A 17,145-nucleotide genomic window follows, 5' to 3' on the forward strand; every position below is an offset into this window, starting at 1 on the left:
TAACGGGAAACACGTAGTCGGAAGGTCCGCGCGGCCCGACTCGCGCTCGACTCTGACCTAACGTGGATCAGGTGAGTGCCCACGACCTTCCGATCGACCTCCGACGTGCTCTCGTGGCCGTCGCACGGACGCCTCGTCTCCTCGTGGCGACCGACTACGACGGCACCATCTCGCCCATCGTGGCCGACCCCGAGAAGGCATATCCGCACCACGACGCAGTCCGGGCACTGCGGGGGCTCGCCACTCTTCCGTCCACCTCCGCCGCGGTCATCTCGGGCCGCGCTCTCAAGGACCTCGCCGCCCTGTCGCGGCTTCCGGTCGAGGTCAGCCTCGTCGGCAGCCACGGTTCCGAGTTCGACATCGGATTCGTGCACGAGATCGACACCGCTGCCAAGGAGTTGCTCGAAACGGTCGTCGAAGGTCTGCGCGCGGTGGCGTCCCGGTTCGAAGGGGTGCGGGTCGAGGTCAAACCCGCGAGCGCGACTCTCCATGTGCGCGGCGCTACCGACGACGATGCCGAGAAGGCCCTCGATCTCGTCCGGAACGATCTCGCCCTGCGGCCGGGCGTCCAGGTCACCGAGGGCAAGTCGGTGATCGAACTGTCCGTGGTGCCCACCGACAAGGGCAAGGCCCTCGACATCATCCGGCACCAGGAGGCGGCGACCGCGGCGGTGTTCTTCGGTGACGACGTGACCGACGAGAAGGCCTTCCGTTCACTGCAGGGGCCGGACGTCGGAGTGAAGATCGGTGACGGCGATACGTCGGCCGAGTACCGCGTGCGTACCAGCGAAGAGGTCATTGCCGCACTCGTGTTCCTGCTCGAGGAACGACGCACGTGGTTGTCGGGCCCGCATGTCGCTCCGATCGAACGTCTGACGATGCTCGCGAGCCCGCGCTCGAAGGCGCTCGTGACTCCCGACGGCACGATCACCTGGATGTGCCACCCCGAACCCGACTCGGCCGCCGTGTTCGCACACCTGCTCGGCGGGGAGGCTGCCGGCCACTTCACCGTCGGCCCGACCCGCCAGTCGCTTCCGCTCAGCCAGCGGTACGTCGATTCGACGATGACGGTGGTGACCCGATGGGCATCACTCACGGTGATCGACTACCTCCCGCACGACGTCGAAGCCGGCCGCACGGACCTGACCCGCGTGATCACCGGGCGCGCGAGCGCAGCGATCACCTTCGCGCCGCGACCCGAATTCGGACAGGGGCAGGTCACCCTCGAGGTCGAGGACGAGGGAATCCGGGTAATGGGCTTCAACGAGCCCTATGTCCTGCGCTCGCCCGGTGTGCGGTGGAACATCACGACCGACGGGGTGCACCAGTCGGCGCACGCAGTGGTCGATCCGTCCGAGAACGACGTCATCCTGGAATTGCGTTGTGGAACTGATGATCTCGACGAACATCCGGTGCCCGAGAACGAACGTAGAGCACAGTCCGAGTCCTATTGGCACACGTGGGCGTCCCGTCTCGAGCTACCGCCGCTCAAGCCCGACCTCGTCAAGCGCTCGGCGCTGACCCTGCGCGGGCTGGTCCACGAGCCGACGGGCTCGATCCTCGCCGCCGCGACCACCTCGCTTCCCGAGGAGATCGGCGGAGTCCGCAACTGGGACTACCGCTACTGCTGGCTGCGTGACGCCGCACTCACCGCGCAAGCGCTCGTCCGGGTCGGGTCGCCCGCAGAGGCCGAGAACTATCTCGACTGGGTCCATCGCGTCCTCGAGACCGTCCCCGGCCCCGAACGCCTGCACCCGCTGTACTCGCTCGCCGGCGGAGCCCTTCCGCCCGAAGCGGTACTCGACACACTTCCCGGCTATGCCGGTTCGCGGCCCGTGCGGGTCGGCAACGCCGCGAACCAGCAGGTGCAACTCGATGTCTTCGGTCCGATCGTCGACCTGATCGCCGACCTCGCGCACAGCCGCGAGGAACGCGGCGTACCGCACGAGCAGGCTCTCACCGACCGCGACTGGGAATTGGTCTGCTCGATGGTCACCGCGGTCGAGCGGCGCTGGTTCGAGCCGGATCACGGCATCTGGGAGATCCGCCACGCGCCCCGGCACCACGTCTACTCGAAGGTCATGGGGTGGCTGACCGTGGAGCGGGCACTGACGCTCGCCGGTAAGTTCGGGCGGACCGCCGGCGAGAACTGGGCCGCGCTACGCGACGAGATCGCCGAGGAGGTCACGGAGAAGGGATGGAACGACGACGTCCAGTCCTTCACCGCAGCCTACGACGGCACCGATCTCGACGCGGCGACACTGTTCATCGGCCTCGCCGGACTCGTCGACCCGAACGACGAGCGCTTCCGGGCGACCGTGCACGCCACCGAGCGGGAGCTGCGCAGCGGTTCGACCGTCTACCGATATCGCAGCGACGACGGCCTGCCGGGTACCGAAGGTGGCTTCCACCTGTGCGCGGCATGGCTCGTGGAGGCCTACCTGCTGATCGGGCAGCGCAACGACGCCGAAGCGCTGTTCGCGCAGCTCGTCGCTGCAGCCGGGCCGACCGGCCTGCTCAGCGAGGAGTACGACCCGGTCGCGGAGCGTTCGCTGGGCAATCATCCGCAGGCTTACAGCCATATCGGTCTGCTGCGCTGCGCTCAACTGCTGTCCGGGGGAAGGTCCTCGAGCACCCGGTCACGCTGACGGCCCGCTCTACTCCGCGTACCACTCGCTCTCGACCCGGCCCGAGGTGGTACCGAACCACAGCTGGGTCCCGAGGGTCTCGAGCGCGGGCACACCGGAGTGCGAAGGGGCGGCGAGGAGCAGCTCGCCGGCGCGTCTGCCCTTGTCCTTCTGCGGCTGGCGCACAGTCGTGAGACCTTCGCGGACGGCTTCGTCGATCCCGTCGAAACCGGTGATGGACAAGTGCCCGGGCACATCGAGACCCATCTGGTTGGCCCAGGCGAGCGCGCCGAGCGCGAGGACGTCGGTCGTGCACACCAGCGCGGTGATACGCGGATTCACCCGCATGATCTGCGCCGCGGCAGACAATCCGTCCTCCGCTGTGTGGGTGTAGCGCTCGACGACCGTGAGCGAGTCCGCCGCGAGTCCCGCGGTCCGCATGGCGTCCTGGACGCCGCGGATGCGTTCACGTTGCACGTGGAAACCGCCGGTCTCGAGCTTCGACAGATCGACCACGCCGTCGTGCCGTTCCCGACCGAGGCGCATCGACAACATGCCGATCTCGCGGTGGCCGAGCTCGATGAGATGGGCGGCGAGATCGCGCATCGCCCTGCGATCGTCGATACCCACCACGGGGATGCTGTCGAGGCCACGCGGCTGGTCGCACGCGACGACGGGCAGGTGCCGTTCGAGCACCGCGGCGAGATAGGGGTCCTCCGCAGGGACCGAGTACACGACGAAACCGTCGACGGACGATCGGTGCACCACCTGGGCGGCCTCGTCGTCGGTCCGTCCGGGGCCGGCCGGGATGAGCAGCAGCCCCTGCCCGGCCGCCTCGCAGGCCTCGGACAAGCCCGACAGGAAGTTCATGGCAGCGGGATCGCGGAAGGAATAGCTCAGTGCTTCGGTGAGCAGCACCCCGACCGCACCCGCCTTGCGGGTACGCAGCGACCTCGCCATCGGATCCGGCCCCGCATATCCGCGTCGCTTGGCGACTTCGAGGACACGTTCGCGCAGTTCGGCGGACAACTGGTCGGGACGGTTGTACGCATTCGAGACCGTCGTGCGGGAGATCTTCAACTCGGCGGCAATCGACGCCAGGGTCGCCTGTCGGCGCGGCTGACGGGACCTGGACATGAGGGGACCGTAGTCCTGTGTCCGTGGTCACGAGCACTCGGGGAGGGTGTGAGCGGTGCGTTCCGTCCGCTAAAGTGGAACGGTAACGGTTACCAATAACGTTTGGGTCGGTCACTCGGTCGCTCCGGACCCCGTTCGTCGAAGACTGCCGACCATCAGGAGAAGAACTGTGCGACTGTCCTCCCGCACGGCGTTCGCAGCCGCCGCCGTAGCCTGCGCGACCACCCTCGCCGCGTGCGGGGCCGACACGTCCGGCACCGATGACGGTGCGATCAGAGTCGTCGCCTCCACGAACGTGTGGGGTTCGATCGCACAGGCCGTCGCCGGAGACCGCATCGAGGTCGAATCACTGATCACCGAACCGAACGCGGACCCGCACTCCTACGAGGCCAGCCCCCTCGATGCCGCCGCGATCGGCGACGCCTCCCTCGTGGTCTACAACGGCGGCGGATACGACCATTTCGTCGACGACATACTCGCCGCGAGCGGGGGCGGGCCGGCCGTCGTGGAAGCATTCGCCCTGTTCGAATCCGGCGAGTACTCGGATCTGCACGCCGGTCACGATCACGGCACCGACGAGAACGGCGAGAGCCTCTCGGACGCACTAGCTTCGGAAGAGCATTCGCACGAGGACGTCAACAGTGACGACCACTCGCACGACGACCACTCGCACGAAGGTCACGACCACGGCGGTATCAACGAGCACGTGTGGTACGACCTCGCGACCGCCGACGCCGTCGCGCACGCGGTTGCCGACCGGCTCTCCGAACTCGATCCCGAGGGTGCCGCCACCTACGAGGCAAACGCCGCCGCGTTCCACGAGAACCTGCACTATGCCTCAGATCTCGTCGAGAAGATCGCCGAAACGCACGACGGAGCGTCCATCGCCCAGACCGAGACCATCGGCCACTATCTCGTGCAGGCGGCCGCTCTGAACGATGCGACCCCCGCGGATTTCACCAACGCCATCGAGAACGGGACCGACCCGTCTCCGGCTGCCATCGCGACGACACGGCAACTGTTGGCCGACAAGCAGGTTCGTGTCCTGCTCTACAACCCGCAGACCGAAGACCGGATCAGTCGCGAGATGCGAACCGCAGCCGAATCGTCGGGCATCCCGGTGGTCGAGGTTTTCGAAACCCTCCCCGAGGGTGTCGACTACATTCAGTGGCAGGCTCGGACCGCCGAGAACCTCGCCGCCGCGCTCGAGACCGCATCCTGACCCCCGATCGAGAGCACGGATTTCGGTGACACCTCCATCCTCCGGCCGCACACCCACAGTCGAACTCCGCGGCGCCCGACTGGCATTCGGCGATCGAATCCTCTGGGAGGATCTCGACCTCGCCGTCGAGCCGGGAGAGTTCCTTGCCGTACTCGGACCCAACGGAGCCGGCAAGACCTCACTGCTCAAGGTTCTCCTGGGCCAACTCCCCCTCTCGGCGGGAACGGTGACCATCGCCGGACGACCCGTCCGTACCGGAAACTCCGATGTGGGCTACGTACCGCAGCAGAAGTCTCTCGACGAGGGTGTGCCGCTACGGGGACGCGATCTCGTCGGACTCGGCATGGACGGTCACCGCTGGGGCACCGGTCTGCGGACCCGAAAGCGCCGACGGGCCGCAGTCGACGACGCGATCGCGCAAGTCGGTGCCGAGTCCTATGCCGGTGCCCCGATCGGGTCTCTCTCCGGAGGCGAGCAGCAACGGTTACGTATCGCGCAGGCACTCGTGGGAGATCCGCGGGTGCTCCTGTGCGACGAACCACTGCTGAGTCTCGATCTGGCCAACCAGCACCTGGTGTCCTCGCTCATCGACCGGCGACGCCGCGACCACGACACCTCCGTCCTGTTCGTCACCCACGAGATCAATCCGATCCTGCCGCTGGTCGATCGCGTGTTGTATCTCGTCGACGGTCAGTTCCGCATCGGCACTCCCGCCGAGGTGATGACCTCTCACGTGCTCTCCGAGCTCTACCGCACCGACGTCGAAGTACTCGAGATGCGCGGACGCCTCGTGGTCGTCGGCACCGGTGACGCGATCGACGCCCTCGGCAGTGCCGGCGGTCTGCGTCCCGGGGAAGGCGTCCACCACGACCACGAGGACCATGCATGAGCAGCAAGTTCACCGACGCCATGGGACGGATGTTCGACGTCGAGACGACGGTCCAACTCCTGCAGTACGACTTCGTCCAGCAGGCACTGGTCGCGGGGGCCATCCTCGGTCTGCTCGCCGGCGTGATCGGCCCGCTGATCGTCAGCCGCCAGATGGCGTTCTCCGTGCACGGCACCTCCGAACTGTCGCTCACCGGGGCCGCCGCGGCGCTCATCATCGGAGTCTCCGTGGGAATCGGTGCAGTCGCCGGTGCGGTGATCGCCGCGATTCTCTTCGGGGTCCTCGGAACGCGTGCCCGTGAACGGGACTCTGTCATCGGCGTCGTGATGGCTTTCGGCCTCGGGCTCGCTGTCCTGCTGCTGTGGGCCTACGACGGACGTACGGGGGCCGCTTTCTCTCTGCTCACCGGCCAGATCGTGGCACCCGGCGGCACCGGGATCGCGTTGCTTGCGGCCTGCGCTGCCGTCGTGATCGTCACCTTGCTGGTGATCTACCGGCCCCTGCTGTTCGCGAGCACCGACCCGGAGGTCGCGGCCGCGCGCGGCGTCCCGGTCCGCATGCTGTCGATCGTGTTCGCGGTGCTCGTGGGCGTCACCGCCGCACTCGGTGTGCAGATCGTCGGCGCGCTGCTGGTCATGGCATTGCTGATCACCCCGGCCGCGGCCGCATCTCGCGTGGTGAACGGCCCGCTCGCGGCTACCCTGCTGTCGGTGCTCTTCGCGGAGATCTCGGCGGTCGGTGGCATCCTGCTCGCGCTGGCACCCGGGGTGCCGGTGTCGGCGTTCATCACGACGATCGCATTCGTCATCTACATGGTGTGCCGGGTGATCGGCAACATCCGCACGCGACGCGGTGCCGGTCGCGTCACGGTCACGGCCTGACCCCTTCCTCGGTCGTCGAGACGGCGGTGACCGGAAAGCGATCTTGACGGACCGCGCGGCGTCTTCCTAGATTCCGAGACTGTTCCGGTAACGGAGCGTCACAGACATCTGGGGGTCGAGAGTGCCGCATCTCAAGCGCCGTACCTTTCTGACGGGCGCGGCCGCAGCCGCCGGTCTCGCCCTCGCCGGGAGCGCGGGCGCACAGGCGATGCCGGGCATTCCCGCCCGCGTGAACAACGTGCCGCTCACCCACGAGGAACACCGTGTGGTCGTCGTCGGAACCGGATTCGGCGGTGGCGTGACGGCCCTGCGATTGGCGCAGGCCGGGGTGCGAGTACACATGCTCGAGCGCGGCATACGGTGGCCCACCGGACCGAACTCGGACACCTTCCCGCGGATCGACAAGCCCGACAAGCGGTTCCTGTGGCACCGGTCGAATCCCGAGGTGTTCGGCCGGCATCTCGCCTTCGAGCCCTACACCGGACTCGTCGAAGCCGTCGTCGGCGAGAACATGACCGCCCTGTGTGCCGCCGGCGTCGGCGGCGGGTCGCTCGTCTACCAGGGCATGACGCTGCAGCCCAGCGAAGCGGTGTTCGCCGCCAACTTCCCGAACGAACTCGACTGGGCCCGCATGGACCGTGTCTACTATCCGCGGGTCGCGCAGATGCTGCGCCTGGCCGTGGCACCGGACGAACTCGTCGCGAGCCCGAACTACGCGACGTCGCGGATCTTCGCAGAGCGCGCGCGGGGCGCGGGGTTTCCGATCGACAAGATCCCCATGCCGATCGACTGGAATTACGCCCTCGCCGAACTCCGCGGAGAGATGGCACCGTCCTACACCGACGGCTCCGGAGCCATGGGCGTCAACAACGGCGGTAAGCATTCCGTCGATGTCACCTACATCGCCGAGGCCGAATCCACCGGCCTGGTGACCGTTGCGACACAACACGAGGTCACCGACATCGAGCGCCGCAAGGACGGCCGATGGTCGGTGCACGTGAACCGAATCGACAACTCGGGTGCGGTCCTCGAGAACAAGATCCTCACCACCGACGCGCTGGTGCTGTCCGCAGGCACCATGAACACCACCCGACTGCTGATGAAGGCGGCCGCAAAGGGTCTCGTCCCCGACCTGCCCGAGAGTGTGGGTCAGGGCTGGGGATCCAACGCCGATCGCATCTACCTGTGGACGAACCTCGAGGAGAACTTCGGCACCGTGCAGGGCGGGCCGGTCGTCTACGGGAGCAAGAACTGGGACGACCCGAACGCGGCCTTCACCGTCATCCAGGCCTCCATTCCCAGCTTCTACGGGATCGACACGCGCAGCACCGTCTTGGTGGGATTCGGAGTCAGTGCGGGTCGCGGGCATTTCGTCTACGACGCAAGCCGCGACGATGCCGTCCTGCGCTGGCCGCACGAGGGGGATTCGGTGCTTCAGACAGGCTGCATCGACCCCACCGTGCGTCGCATCGCCGGTGAGCGCAGCATCCTCACCGACACGAACGCGATCGTTCCGTCGACGTGGCATCCCCTCGGCGGGGCAAGTATGGGCACGGCGTGCGATCTCGAAGGTCGCGTGCTCGGCCAGCGCGGACTGTACGTGCTCGACGGAGCGCTCATGCCGGGCAACACCGCCGCGTGCAACCCCTCGATGACGATCGCCGCGGTCGTCGAACGCGCCCTCGACAAGATTGTCGTTCACGATGTCGGAACGGTCTTCTGACCGGCCTAGACTCGATGCGTGATCCGTATCGACCTCAACAGCGATCTCGGCGAGAGTTACGGCCAGTGGCGTCTCGGCGACGATGAGACCATGCTCGATATCGTCACCAGCGCCAACGTGGCGTGCGGGTTCCATGCCGGCGACCCGGCGACACTGCTGAGCACCTGCCACGGCGCGGCGAAGCGGGCGGTGCGGATCGGCGCTCAGGTGGGATACAACGATCTGGCCGGTTTCGGCCGCCGCTTCATCGAGGTACCTGCGGCCGATCTCATCGCAGAGATCATCTATCAGATCGGCGCGCTGGACGGCCTCGCGCGAGCGGCAGGGTCGTCGGTGAGCTACGTCAAACCCCACGGCGCGCTGTACAACGCGATCGTGCATCACCGGGAGCAGGCTCGAGCAGTCGTGGATGCGGTGCGCGCCTACGACGCCTCGCTACCCGTTCTCGGGTTACCCGACTCGGTCTTCCTCGAGGAAGCGGAGCGAGCCGGTCTGAACGTGGTCACCGAGGCGTTCGCCGACCGCGCATACACCCCTGACGGGAGGCTGGTCTCCCGGCGCGAACCCGGTGCCGTACTGCGCGACCCGGACGAGGTCGCCGAGCGCGTACTGCGTCTGGTCACCGAAGGCGTGGTCACCGCGATCGACGGGAGCGATGTGCGTGTGAGAGCACAGTCTGTGTGCATCCACGGCGACTCCCCCGACGCGACGGCGATGGCCGTTGCGGTACGTACCCGTCTCGACGCCGAGAACATCGACATCCGGGCATTCGTGTGAGCGTCGGAATCCACGAGGTACACCGATGAAGATCCTTCGCGCCGGAGACAGTGCACTTCTCGCCGAATTCGATTCCCTCGACGACGTTCTCGGCCATTTCCGTGCGCTCGATCAGGATCGGACCGGCGGCGTCGTCGACCTGATCCCGGCCGCCCGGACGCTACTGGTGTGTTTCGATCCGTCCGAGACCGACGCGCCGGCCGTGCACCGGTGGATCACCACCACCCCGCCGCTTCCGGGCGATGCCGTCGACTTCGAGGAAGTGATCCTCGAAGTCCGTTACGACGGAGTCGATCTCGAAGAGGTCGGAGAGTTGACGGGCCTCGGTCCCGAGGGCGTCGTCGCCGCTCACACCAGCAGTCGGTGGACCGTCGCCTTCGGCGGTTTCGCACCCGGCTTCGCGTATCTCACCGGTGGGGACTCACGGCTCCAGGTGCCCCGCCGCAACTCGCCGCGCACCACCGTTCCGTCCGGCGCCGTGGGGCTCGCAGGTGAGTTCTCGGGTATCTATCCTCGGCAGTCGCCCGGCGGGTGGCAGCTGATCGGAACCTCCGAGGCGCCCCTGTGGCAACCCGATCGAAGACCTGCCGCACTGCTGCGACCGGGACGCACGGTGCGCTTCGTCGCGATCTGACCTTCGTCGCGATCCGACCCCGGCGCGGTGCAGTGCGCGATCGTGGTCACCGCCGACGGGTCGATCGTGCTCGTCGCGGCGGGAATCCCCGGATTCCCGATCACCCGATCTCGCGTCAGGACCTGCGATCGATGAGCCTCGACCGGCGTCCTGCTGGACAAGCCGGCGCGGTAGGTGAGAATGAACGACGTGGCATGGTTCGAGGTGATCTCCGGCGGAATGCTCACGACCGTTCAGGATCGCGGACGTTCCGGTTACGGCTCCGCTGGGCTGACCCGCTCGGGTGCTGCGGACCGGCGCTCGCACGACGCGGCGAATCGGCTCGTGGGAAACCGGCCGGACGCGGCGACGCTCGAGGTGACCGGCGGAGGTCTCGTCGTCCGGAGCGTCGGGGAGGCGATCGTGGCCGTGACCGGCGCTCGCTCCGAGGTCACCGTATGCGACCGACCGGTCGGTGACTGGTCCCGCATCACCCTTCGGAACGACGACGTGCTGCGGATCGGTATCCCGGACGAGGGCCTGCGGACCTACCTTGCGGTACGCGGCGGAATAGACGTTCCGGAGGTTCTCGGCAGCAGGTCGACCGACACCCTGTCTGCGACCGGTCCGTCACCGGTGCGCGGCGGCACCCGTCTTCTCGTCGGCGCGATGGCGGACGGCCTGCCCGACGAGGAGCAGATCCCGCCGCCTGCACCGATGGGTGATCCCGTCGAGATCAGGGTGCGCACCGGACCGCGCGACGACTGGTTCACCCCCGCGTCGATTCGCGCGCTGTTCCACGAGACCTGGACGGTGACACCTCGACTCGATCGAGTGGGGATCAGATTCCAGGGCCCCGGCCGTCTGCACCGGTCTCGGCACGACGAGCTGCCGAGCGAGGGCATGGTCCCAGGTTCGTTGCAGGTGCCGCCGGAGGGACAGCCGGTGTTGTTTCTCGTCGATCATCCCGTCACGGGCGGCTATCCCGTCGTAGCGGTGACGGTGACGGCCGATCTGCCCATCGCCGCGCAACTGCGCCCCGGAAAACGGGTACGGTTCGTGCCGGTGCGGTGATCGTCAGATCCGGGACGGGACGGACGGATCTGCTTCGCCCGCCGGGTCCGCAGTGGTCACTCGTCGCACGAATGCGATCACCTCGTCGAGTGCCCGCGTCGCGGACGGTGAGATACCCGGCAGGCTGAGATAGCCGTGAACGGCATCGGGATAGTCCGTCTCCGTTACATCTCCGCCCTTGCTACGCAGCGCCGCCGCGTATCTGATCGCGTTGTCCCGCAACGGGTCGTGGCCCGCCATCTGCACGAGGGCCGGGACTGCGGCACCGGCGATCGAGCCGCGCAGCGGAGCCGCCGTCGGCACGTAGGGGTCGGCGCCGGCAAGATAGAGGCGCACGAAGGCGCGCATACTGCGCGAAGTGAGCACGGGAGCGTTCGCGAACTGCCGCTCCGACGGAAATTCCTCTTCCATCTCCGCTGCGGGATAGATCAGCACCTGTCCGACCGGAAGCGGACCGCCCGATCGGCCGGCCAGATCGGCGACGACGGCAGCGAGATTACCTCCGGCGCTGTCGCCCGCCACCACAACGCGCGACGGATCACCGCCCAACTCCGCAGCATGCACGGCGAGCCACCGATGAACCGCCCAGCAGTCCAGAACTGCTGCGGGATAAGGATGTTCGGGTGCCAGCCGATAATCGGCGGACACCACCAGGCACGGGGTTCGCGCAGCCATGTGGCTCGCCCACCATTCGTTCTGCTCCGCGTTGCCGAGAACCCATCCCCCGCCGTGGAACAGCAGCACGACGGGGAGCGGGCCGCGCACGCGTTCGGAGGGCCGATAGATCCGCAGACGCAGCGAGACCGGCGACGGCTCGGGTTCGAGATCGTCTATCGCCTCATGCTCGAGGTCGACCCGGCGATCCTCGATCCGCACGCCTGGATGCGGACGGCCCGCGACCAACCGGCCGACCGGAGACGACAGCAACTTCGCGCGCGCAGCGCGCCGCGCCTGAATCTCCTCGACGCTCGCGTCGGCGATGGACTTGTTCGTGAAGCACTCGAGGAGCGCGAACACTCTCGTGCGGAACGGCAGAGGGGCGGACACGAGGACAGACTAGGCCCTCGAGGCCGCGGATCCCGCCGACCCGGTCAGGCGCGTCGTTGCCGGGCGATGTCGGCGAGCACCACGCCCGCCGCGACTGAGGCGTTGAGCGATTCGACATCTCCGGCCATGGGGATCGACAGCACCGCGTCGCAGGTCTCCCTGACCAGCCGCGAGAGTCCCTTACCCTCCGAACCCACAACCACGACCACGGGGTCGGTGCCGTCGAACTCGTCGAGACTGGTGTCGCCACCGGCATCGAGACCGACGACCCGGACGCCACGGGACTGCCAGTCCTTGAGCGTGCGCGTGAGGTTGGTGGCACGCGCGACGGGCAGCCGCGCAGCCGCTCCGGCGCTCGTCCGCCACGCCACGGCCGTCACCGAGGCCGAGCGACGCTGCGGGATCACCACACCGTGCCCGCCGAACGCTGCGACCGAGCGGATCACGGCACCGAGATTGCGCGGATCCGAGATGTTGTCGAGTGCCACGAGCAGCGGCCGCTCGTTGTTCTCCGCGGCGCGGGCGAGCAGGTCGTCGGGGTGCGCGTAGCGGTAGGGCGGTACTTGCAGACCGAGACCCTGGTGCATCCCGTTGGCCGAGAGCCGGTCGAGTTCGGACCGCGAGACCTCGAGAATGGAGATGCCCATCTCGGCTGCACGCTGCACGGCTTCCTTGAGGCGCTCGTCCGCCTCTGCGCCCAGAGCGACGTACAGCGCGGTCGCCGGCACGCCGGCACGCAGGCATTCGACGACCGGGTTCCGGCCCAGCACCATCTCCGGCGCATCCTCGGCCTTCCGACCGGCTGCGGGACGACGCCCACCGCCGCGGGGATCAGCAGCCTTGGCCGCAACCCGGGCACGCCGTGCGGCGGGGTGATACGGCCGGTCCTCGGCCTTGGGGGTGGCACCGCGCGGTTCGAGCCCGCGACGGCGCTGCCCGCCGGACCCGACGACCTGACCCTTCTTCGTGCCGCCCTTACGAATAGCGCCGCGACGCTGAGAATTGCCTGCCATCACTGTCCTGCTTTCAAGGACCACTCGGGTCCGTTCGGCGTATCGGTCACTTCGACCCCCGCGGCTGCGAGCCGATCTCGCACCTCGTCGGCCACCTGCCAATTCTTCTCGGCCCGGGCCGTCGTACGGCGTTCGAGATCCGCGGTGACCAGGACATCGAGGGCGGCGAGAGCGGCCGATCCGGTGTCGCTGGTGGAGCACCAGTGCTCGTCGAGCGGATCTACACCGAGGATTCCCAGCATGCTTCGTATCTGGGACGCGATCCGCACGGCAGCGTCGAGGTCGCCGTTGTCGAGAGCCTTGTTCCCCTCGCTGCGCCGACCGTGGATCTCGGCGAGCGCCTTGGGTACTCCAAGATCGTCGTCGAGCGCCTCGGCGAAGGCGTCCGTCCAGACACCCACCGGCACGTCCCCGGCCCGGTCGCGCGTCTTCAGCACGAACGACTCGAGTCCCCGGTATGCCGCAGCCGCCTCGGCCAGCGCATCGTCGGAGTATTCGAGCATCGATCGGTAATGAGCGCTGCCGAGGTAGTAACGCAGTTCCTGAGGCCGGACCCGGGCGAGCACGTTGGGGACGGACAGCACGTTGCCGAGCGACTTCGACATCTTTTCACCGCCCATCGTCACCCAGCCGTTGTGCAGCCAGTAACGGGCGAAGCCGTCGCCGGCCGCGCGCGACTGGGCCATCTCGTTCTCGTGGTGCGGGAAAACGAGATCCATGCCGCCACAGTGGATGTCGAAGGTGCCCCCGAGGTAGAAGCCCGCCATCGCGGAGCATTCGAGATGCCACCCGGGTCGTCCTCGTCCCCACGGGGTCGGCCACGACGGCTCCCCGGGCTTCTCGGCCTTCCACAGTGTGAAGTCGCGCGGGTCGCGCTTGCCGAGCCCGGCGCTCTCACCCTGATGGACGTCTTCGATGCGATGCCCGGAGAGGGCGCCGTACTCAGGGAAACTCAGCACGTCGAAGTAGACGTCGCCATCGGCCGCATAGGCGTGACCGGCGTCGATGAGGCGCTGGATGAGCTCGACCATCTGCGTGATGTGCCCGGTCGCGCGGGGTTCCACCGAGGGCGGCAGCACACCGAGCGCGTCGTAGGCTCGATTGAAGGCCCGTTCGTAGGTCGAAGCCCATTCCCACCACGGCCGGCCGGCCTCCGAGGCCTTGCGGAGAATCTTGTCCTCAATGTCTGTGACATTTCTCACAAACAAGACATCGAGCCCCTTGGCGCCGAGCCATCGGCGGAGCACGTCGAACGCAACACCGCTGCGTACATGCCCGATATGGGGTTCGCCTTGCACGGTGGCGCCACACAGGTACACCGAGGCCTGGCCGGGGACCAGCGGTTCGAAATCCCGCACGGCCCGCGATTCGGTGTCGTATAAGCGCAAGGTCACGACCGTCGATCCTACCGCTCGTCGTGCTGGGCCCGGACCAGTGCGGTCGCGACAGCGGCCACACCTTCTCCACGTCCGGTGAGACCGAGCCCGTCGGTGGTGGTCGCCGACACGGAGACGGGAGCACCGAGCGCACCGGAAAGCACCGCCTGCGCTTCCTCGCGCCGCGGCCCGATCTTGGGGCGGTTGCCGATGACCTGCACCGCAGCGTTCCCCACCACCCAACCCGCGTCGGCGAGCAGACGGCGCACCTCTTCGAGCATGACGACTCCCGACGCGCCGGCCATCTCGGGCCGATCCGTACCGAAGACCGCGCCGAGGTCACCGAGTCCGGCGGCCGACAACACGGCGTCGCACAACGCGTGTGCTGCCACGTCTCCGTCCGAGTGGCCCGCGCATCCGTCCACTCCCTCGAACAGCAGACCTGCCATCCAGCACGGCCTACCGGCTTCCACGGGGTGCACATCCGTTCCGATGCCGACACGCACGTTGTTCACATCTCCTTCTCGGTGCAGAGTCCGGACGCGAGCACGGCACGCGCCAGCACCAGGTCCAAGGGGGTGGTGATCTTGAAAGCGAGCGGGTCTCCCGCGACGGTCGCCACCTGTTCCCCCAGTCGCTCGACGAGTCCTGCATCGTCGGTGGCGTCGGCCGCGTCCCGGTTGGCCCGTGCGAGCAACTCGACATCGAACCCCTGCGGGGTCTGGACCGCCCGCAGAGTCGACCGATCCGGGGTACCGGTCACCACGCCGTCGGCGTCCACACTCTTGATGGTGTCGGCAACGGGCAGGACGGGGATCACCGCGTCGCAACCCGCGCGCAACGCATCGACGACCCGGACGAACAACTCCGGCGGTGTCAGTGCACGCGCGGCATCGTGGACGAGGACGAACCGCGCCCCCGGGGCCGCCGCCAGTCCGGCGCGCACCGAGTCGGCGCGCTCGGCCCCGCCCGCCACCACCCTGACCCGGTCGGCGAACGCCTCGCCGACGAGTTCGGCCGCGGACGTTGCGGCCAGCTCGGGCGGCGCGACGATCACCACCTGGTCGACCACCGCCGAGGCGAGCATCGCTTCGACCGAGCGCTCGAGCATCGTGCGGCCGTCGAGTTCCACAAAAGCCTTGGGCAGCGGTTCACCCAGACGAACACCGCGGCCGGCCGCCGGAACAATTCCGACGACCGGCCCGTTGCGATCCTTCATGTGCAGTTTGCCGATGTCTCGCGCCCGTCAGGAAGCGGCGGCGAGAACCTCGTCGAGCATGGTTTCCGCCTTGACATCGTCGGTGCCCTCGGCGAGCGCGAGCTCACCGACGAGGATCTGACGAGCCTTGGCGAGCATCCGCTTCTCGCCTGCGGAGAGGCCGCGGTCCTGCTCCCGGCGCCACAGATCGCGAACCACTTCTGCGACCTTGTTGACATCGCCGGAGGCCAACTTCTCGAGGTTGGCCTTGTACCGCCGTGACCAGTTGGTGGGCTCTTCCGTGTGAGGTGCGCGCAGCACCTGGAAAACCTTGTCGAGACCTTCCTGCCCGACGACGTCCCGAACTCCGACGTACTCCGCGTTCTCTGCAGGTACCCGGACCGTCAGATCGCCCTGCGCGACTTTCAGAACCAGATATTCCTTCTGCTCACCCTTGATAGTGCGTGTTTCGATAGCTTCGATCAGCGCCGCACCGTGATGGGGGTATACGACGGTGTCTCCGACCTTGAAAATCATGTGTCCCGTGCCCCTTTCGATTCTGCCAGTTTAACACGTGATCACATCGCACTCGCGTCAACGATGCAGGTCAGGGGCACCGCGCCGCGAGCCGGGGTCTTGACAGGCAGTTTGTTCCATGCTTCCTGTGATGTCGGACACACCGGCAGTGCCGGCACTCGCCGATCTTGACGACCGAGCACGGGGACGCAGACGAGATCCGGCCCCGACGTACACAGCGCGCACGCGAACTACTACTCTGCCTAGTGGATTGCGAGCCATACTCGAGTGGAGGAACCCGTGACTGCTCTCAAAGCGCCGACTCGCCGAGTCGTGACCGCTCTCGCCCTCGCCGCGGGGGCGGCGCTCACGATGTCCGCGTGCAGCGCCGGTCAGATCACCCAGACCTCGACTCAGGTCGCGGCCATCAACGGTTCCAACGTGGACGCCGGCGCCATCGCGTTGCGAAACGTGCACGTGATCTACCCGAATTCCGAGGAGTACAGCATCGAGCCGGGCGGAACTGCTCAGCTCGGTTTCACGATCGTCAACCTCGACCCGTACGTCGGTGACGCCCTCACCGGCATCTCCACCGACTTCGCCGCCTCGGTCACCGGTGCCGAATTCGAGATCCCGCCGCAGTCCTCCGTGATCGCCGGTGCCTCCGAATCCACGGCCGACCTCGTCGAGCAGGTCGACGAGTCGTCGCAGGCCGGTGATACCGAGGAGACCCCCGCCCCGGCATCCGCATCGATCGAGACCGTCGAGCTCGTGAACCTCTCGGAAGGCGTCCGTCCCGGACTGACCATCCCGGTCACCTTCAGCTTCGCCGAAGCCGGTGACGTCGTCCTCTCCGTGCCGATCGACGCCGGACCGGAGCTTCCTCGCGACGAGTCCGAGCTCTCGCCGATCGTGGGCGAGGCGCACTAGGAATTCCTGCGGAAGGGCCCGGTCGAGCACGGCGGGTTCACATGATCGTCGCAACACTCTCAACGAGAGGTTGCGACGATCATGTCGTTTGCGGAGGACTGCGACCGGTTCGGTAACCATCT

General features: G+C 67.5%; 16 protein-coding genes. 9 read left to right on the plus strand and 7 right to left on the minus strand.

Annotated features, from left to right (window positions below; translation table 11 throughout):
• Nucleotides 1–71 precede the first annotated feature (71 nt).
• Nucleotides 72–2,648, plus strand: a complete 2,577-nt coding sequence (otsB, locus tag ABZ789_RS20105) for a trehalose-phosphatase (protein ID WP_358427516.1) — start codon at nt 72–74, stop codon at nt 2,646–2,648.
• A 9-nt stretch (nt 2,649–2,657) separates the two neighbouring features.
• On the opposite strand, the gene ABZ789_RS20110 is transcribed toward otsB, so the two are convergent.
• A complete protein-coding gene (locus tag ABZ789_RS20110) occupies nt 2,658–3,764 on the minus strand; it encodes a LacI family DNA-binding transcriptional regulator (protein WP_358427519.1) in 1,107 nt (368 codons plus the stop codon).
• A 169-nt stretch (nt 3,765–3,933) separates the two neighbouring features.
• Here ABZ789_RS20110 and ABZ789_RS20115 point away from each other — a divergent pair, with 169 nt between their 5' ends.
• The 7 genes from ABZ789_RS20115 (at nt 3,934) to ABZ789_RS20145 (ending at nt 10,943) form a co-directional block, all read left to right on the plus strand.
• Nucleotides 3,934–4,986 (plus strand): zinc ABC transporter substrate-binding protein, encoded by a 1,053-nt coding sequence (locus tag ABZ789_RS20115; RefSeq protein WP_358427522.1) that lies wholly within the window; start codon nt 3,934–3,936, stop codon nt 4,984–4,986.
• 25 nt (nt 4,987–5,011) lie between these two features.
• Nucleotides 5,012–5,875, plus strand: a complete 864-nt coding sequence (locus ABZ789_RS20120; RefSeq protein ID WP_358427525.1) for an ABC transporter ATP-binding protein — start codon at nt 5,012–5,014, stop codon at nt 5,873–5,875.
• Nucleotides 5,872–6,756 carry a metal ABC transporter permease gene (locus ABZ789_RS20125; protein WP_358427528.1) on the plus strand — a complete coding sequence of 295 codons (885 nt, stop codon included), beginning with the start codon at nt 5,872–5,874 and terminating at the stop codon, nt 6,754–6,756. Before ABZ789_RS20120 ends, ABZ789_RS20125 begins: the two co-directional genes overlap by 4 nt.
• 121 nt (nt 6,757–6,877) lie before the next feature.
• Entirely contained in the window at nt 6,878–8,479 is a 1,602-nt protein-coding gene (locus ABZ789_RS20130) for a GMC oxidoreductase (protein ID WP_358427531.1), read from the plus strand.
• An 18-nt stretch (nt 8,480–8,497) separates the two neighbouring features.
• Nucleotides 8,498–9,256: a 5-oxoprolinase subunit PxpA gene (locus ABZ789_RS20135; RefSeq protein WP_358427534.1), complete on the plus strand. Its 759-nt coding sequence runs from the start codon at nt 8,498–8,500 to the stop codon at nt 9,254–9,256.
• 25 nt (nt 9,257–9,281) lie between these two features.
• A complete protein-coding gene (locus ABZ789_RS20140; RefSeq protein WP_358427537.1) occupies nt 9,282–9,890 on the plus strand; it encodes an allophanate hydrolase subunit 1 in 609 nt (202 codons plus the stop codon).
• A 180-nt stretch (nt 9,891–10,070) separates the two neighbouring features.
• Nucleotides 10,071–10,943, plus strand: a complete 873-nt coding sequence (locus ABZ789_RS20145; protein ID WP_358427540.1) for a biotin-dependent carboxyltransferase family protein — start codon at nt 10,071–10,073, stop codon at nt 10,941–10,943.
• A gap of 3 nt (nt 10,944–10,946) precedes the next feature.
• Here the strand turns inward: ABZ789_RS20145 and ABZ789_RS20150 are convergent, their stop codons facing one another.
• The 6 genes from ABZ789_RS20150 to carD are packed head-to-tail and all read right to left on the minus strand — an operon-like array spanning nt 10,947 to nt 16,114.
• Nucleotides 10,947–11,990: an alpha/beta hydrolase gene (locus ABZ789_RS20150; RefSeq protein WP_358427543.1), complete on the minus strand. Its 1,044-nt coding sequence runs from the start codon at nt 11,988–11,990 to the stop codon at nt 10,947–10,949.
• A 44-nt stretch (nt 11,991–12,034) separates the two neighbouring features.
• Nucleotides 12,035–13,003, minus strand: coding sequence for a 23S rRNA (guanosine(2251)-2'-O)-methyltransferase RlmB (gene rlmB, locus ABZ789_RS20155; RefSeq protein WP_358427546.1), 969 nt, complete (start codon nt 13,001–13,003; stop codon nt 12,035–12,037).
• Nucleotides 13,003–14,397: a cysteine--tRNA ligase gene (gene cysS / locus ABZ789_RS20160; RefSeq protein ID WP_358427549.1), complete on the minus strand. Its 1,395-nt coding sequence runs from the start codon at nt 14,395–14,397 to the stop codon at nt 13,003–13,005. The genes rlmB and cysS overlap by 1 nt, the downstream gene beginning before the upstream one ends.
• 11 nt (nt 14,398–14,408) lie before the next feature.
• Entirely contained in the window at nt 14,409–14,885 is a 477-nt protein-coding gene (ispF, locus tag ABZ789_RS20165; protein ID WP_358427571.1) for a 2-C-methyl-D-erythritol 2,4-cyclodiphosphate synthase, read from the minus strand.
• Between the two features lie 5 nt (nt 14,886–14,890).
• Nucleotides 14,891–15,598 carry a 2-C-methyl-D-erythritol 4-phosphate cytidylyltransferase gene (gene ispD, locus ABZ789_RS20170; protein ID WP_358427552.1) on the minus strand — a complete coding sequence of 236 codons (708 nt, stop codon included), beginning with the start codon at nt 15,596–15,598 and terminating at the stop codon, nt 14,891–14,893.
• Between the two features lie 27 nt (nt 15,599–15,625).
• On the minus strand, nt 15,626–16,114 hold the full coding sequence (gene carD, locus ABZ789_RS20175; protein WP_006550486.1) for an RNA polymerase-binding transcription factor CarD: 489 nt from the start codon (nt 16,112–16,114) through the stop codon (nt 15,626–15,628).
• Between the two features lie 279 nt (nt 16,115–16,393).
• Between carD and ABZ789_RS20180 the strand changes: the two genes are divergently transcribed.
• A complete protein-coding gene (locus ABZ789_RS20180) occupies nt 16,394–17,023 on the plus strand; it encodes a hypothetical protein (RefSeq protein WP_358427557.1) in 630 nt (209 codons plus the stop codon).
• Nucleotides 17,024–17,145: the final 122 nt, after the last annotated feature.

The sequence above is a fragment of the Rhodococcus sp. NPDC047139 genome (assembly GCF_040643435.1).
Taxonomy (GTDB): Bacteria; Actinomycetota; Actinomycetes; order Mycobacteriales; family Mycobacteriaceae; genus Rhodococcus.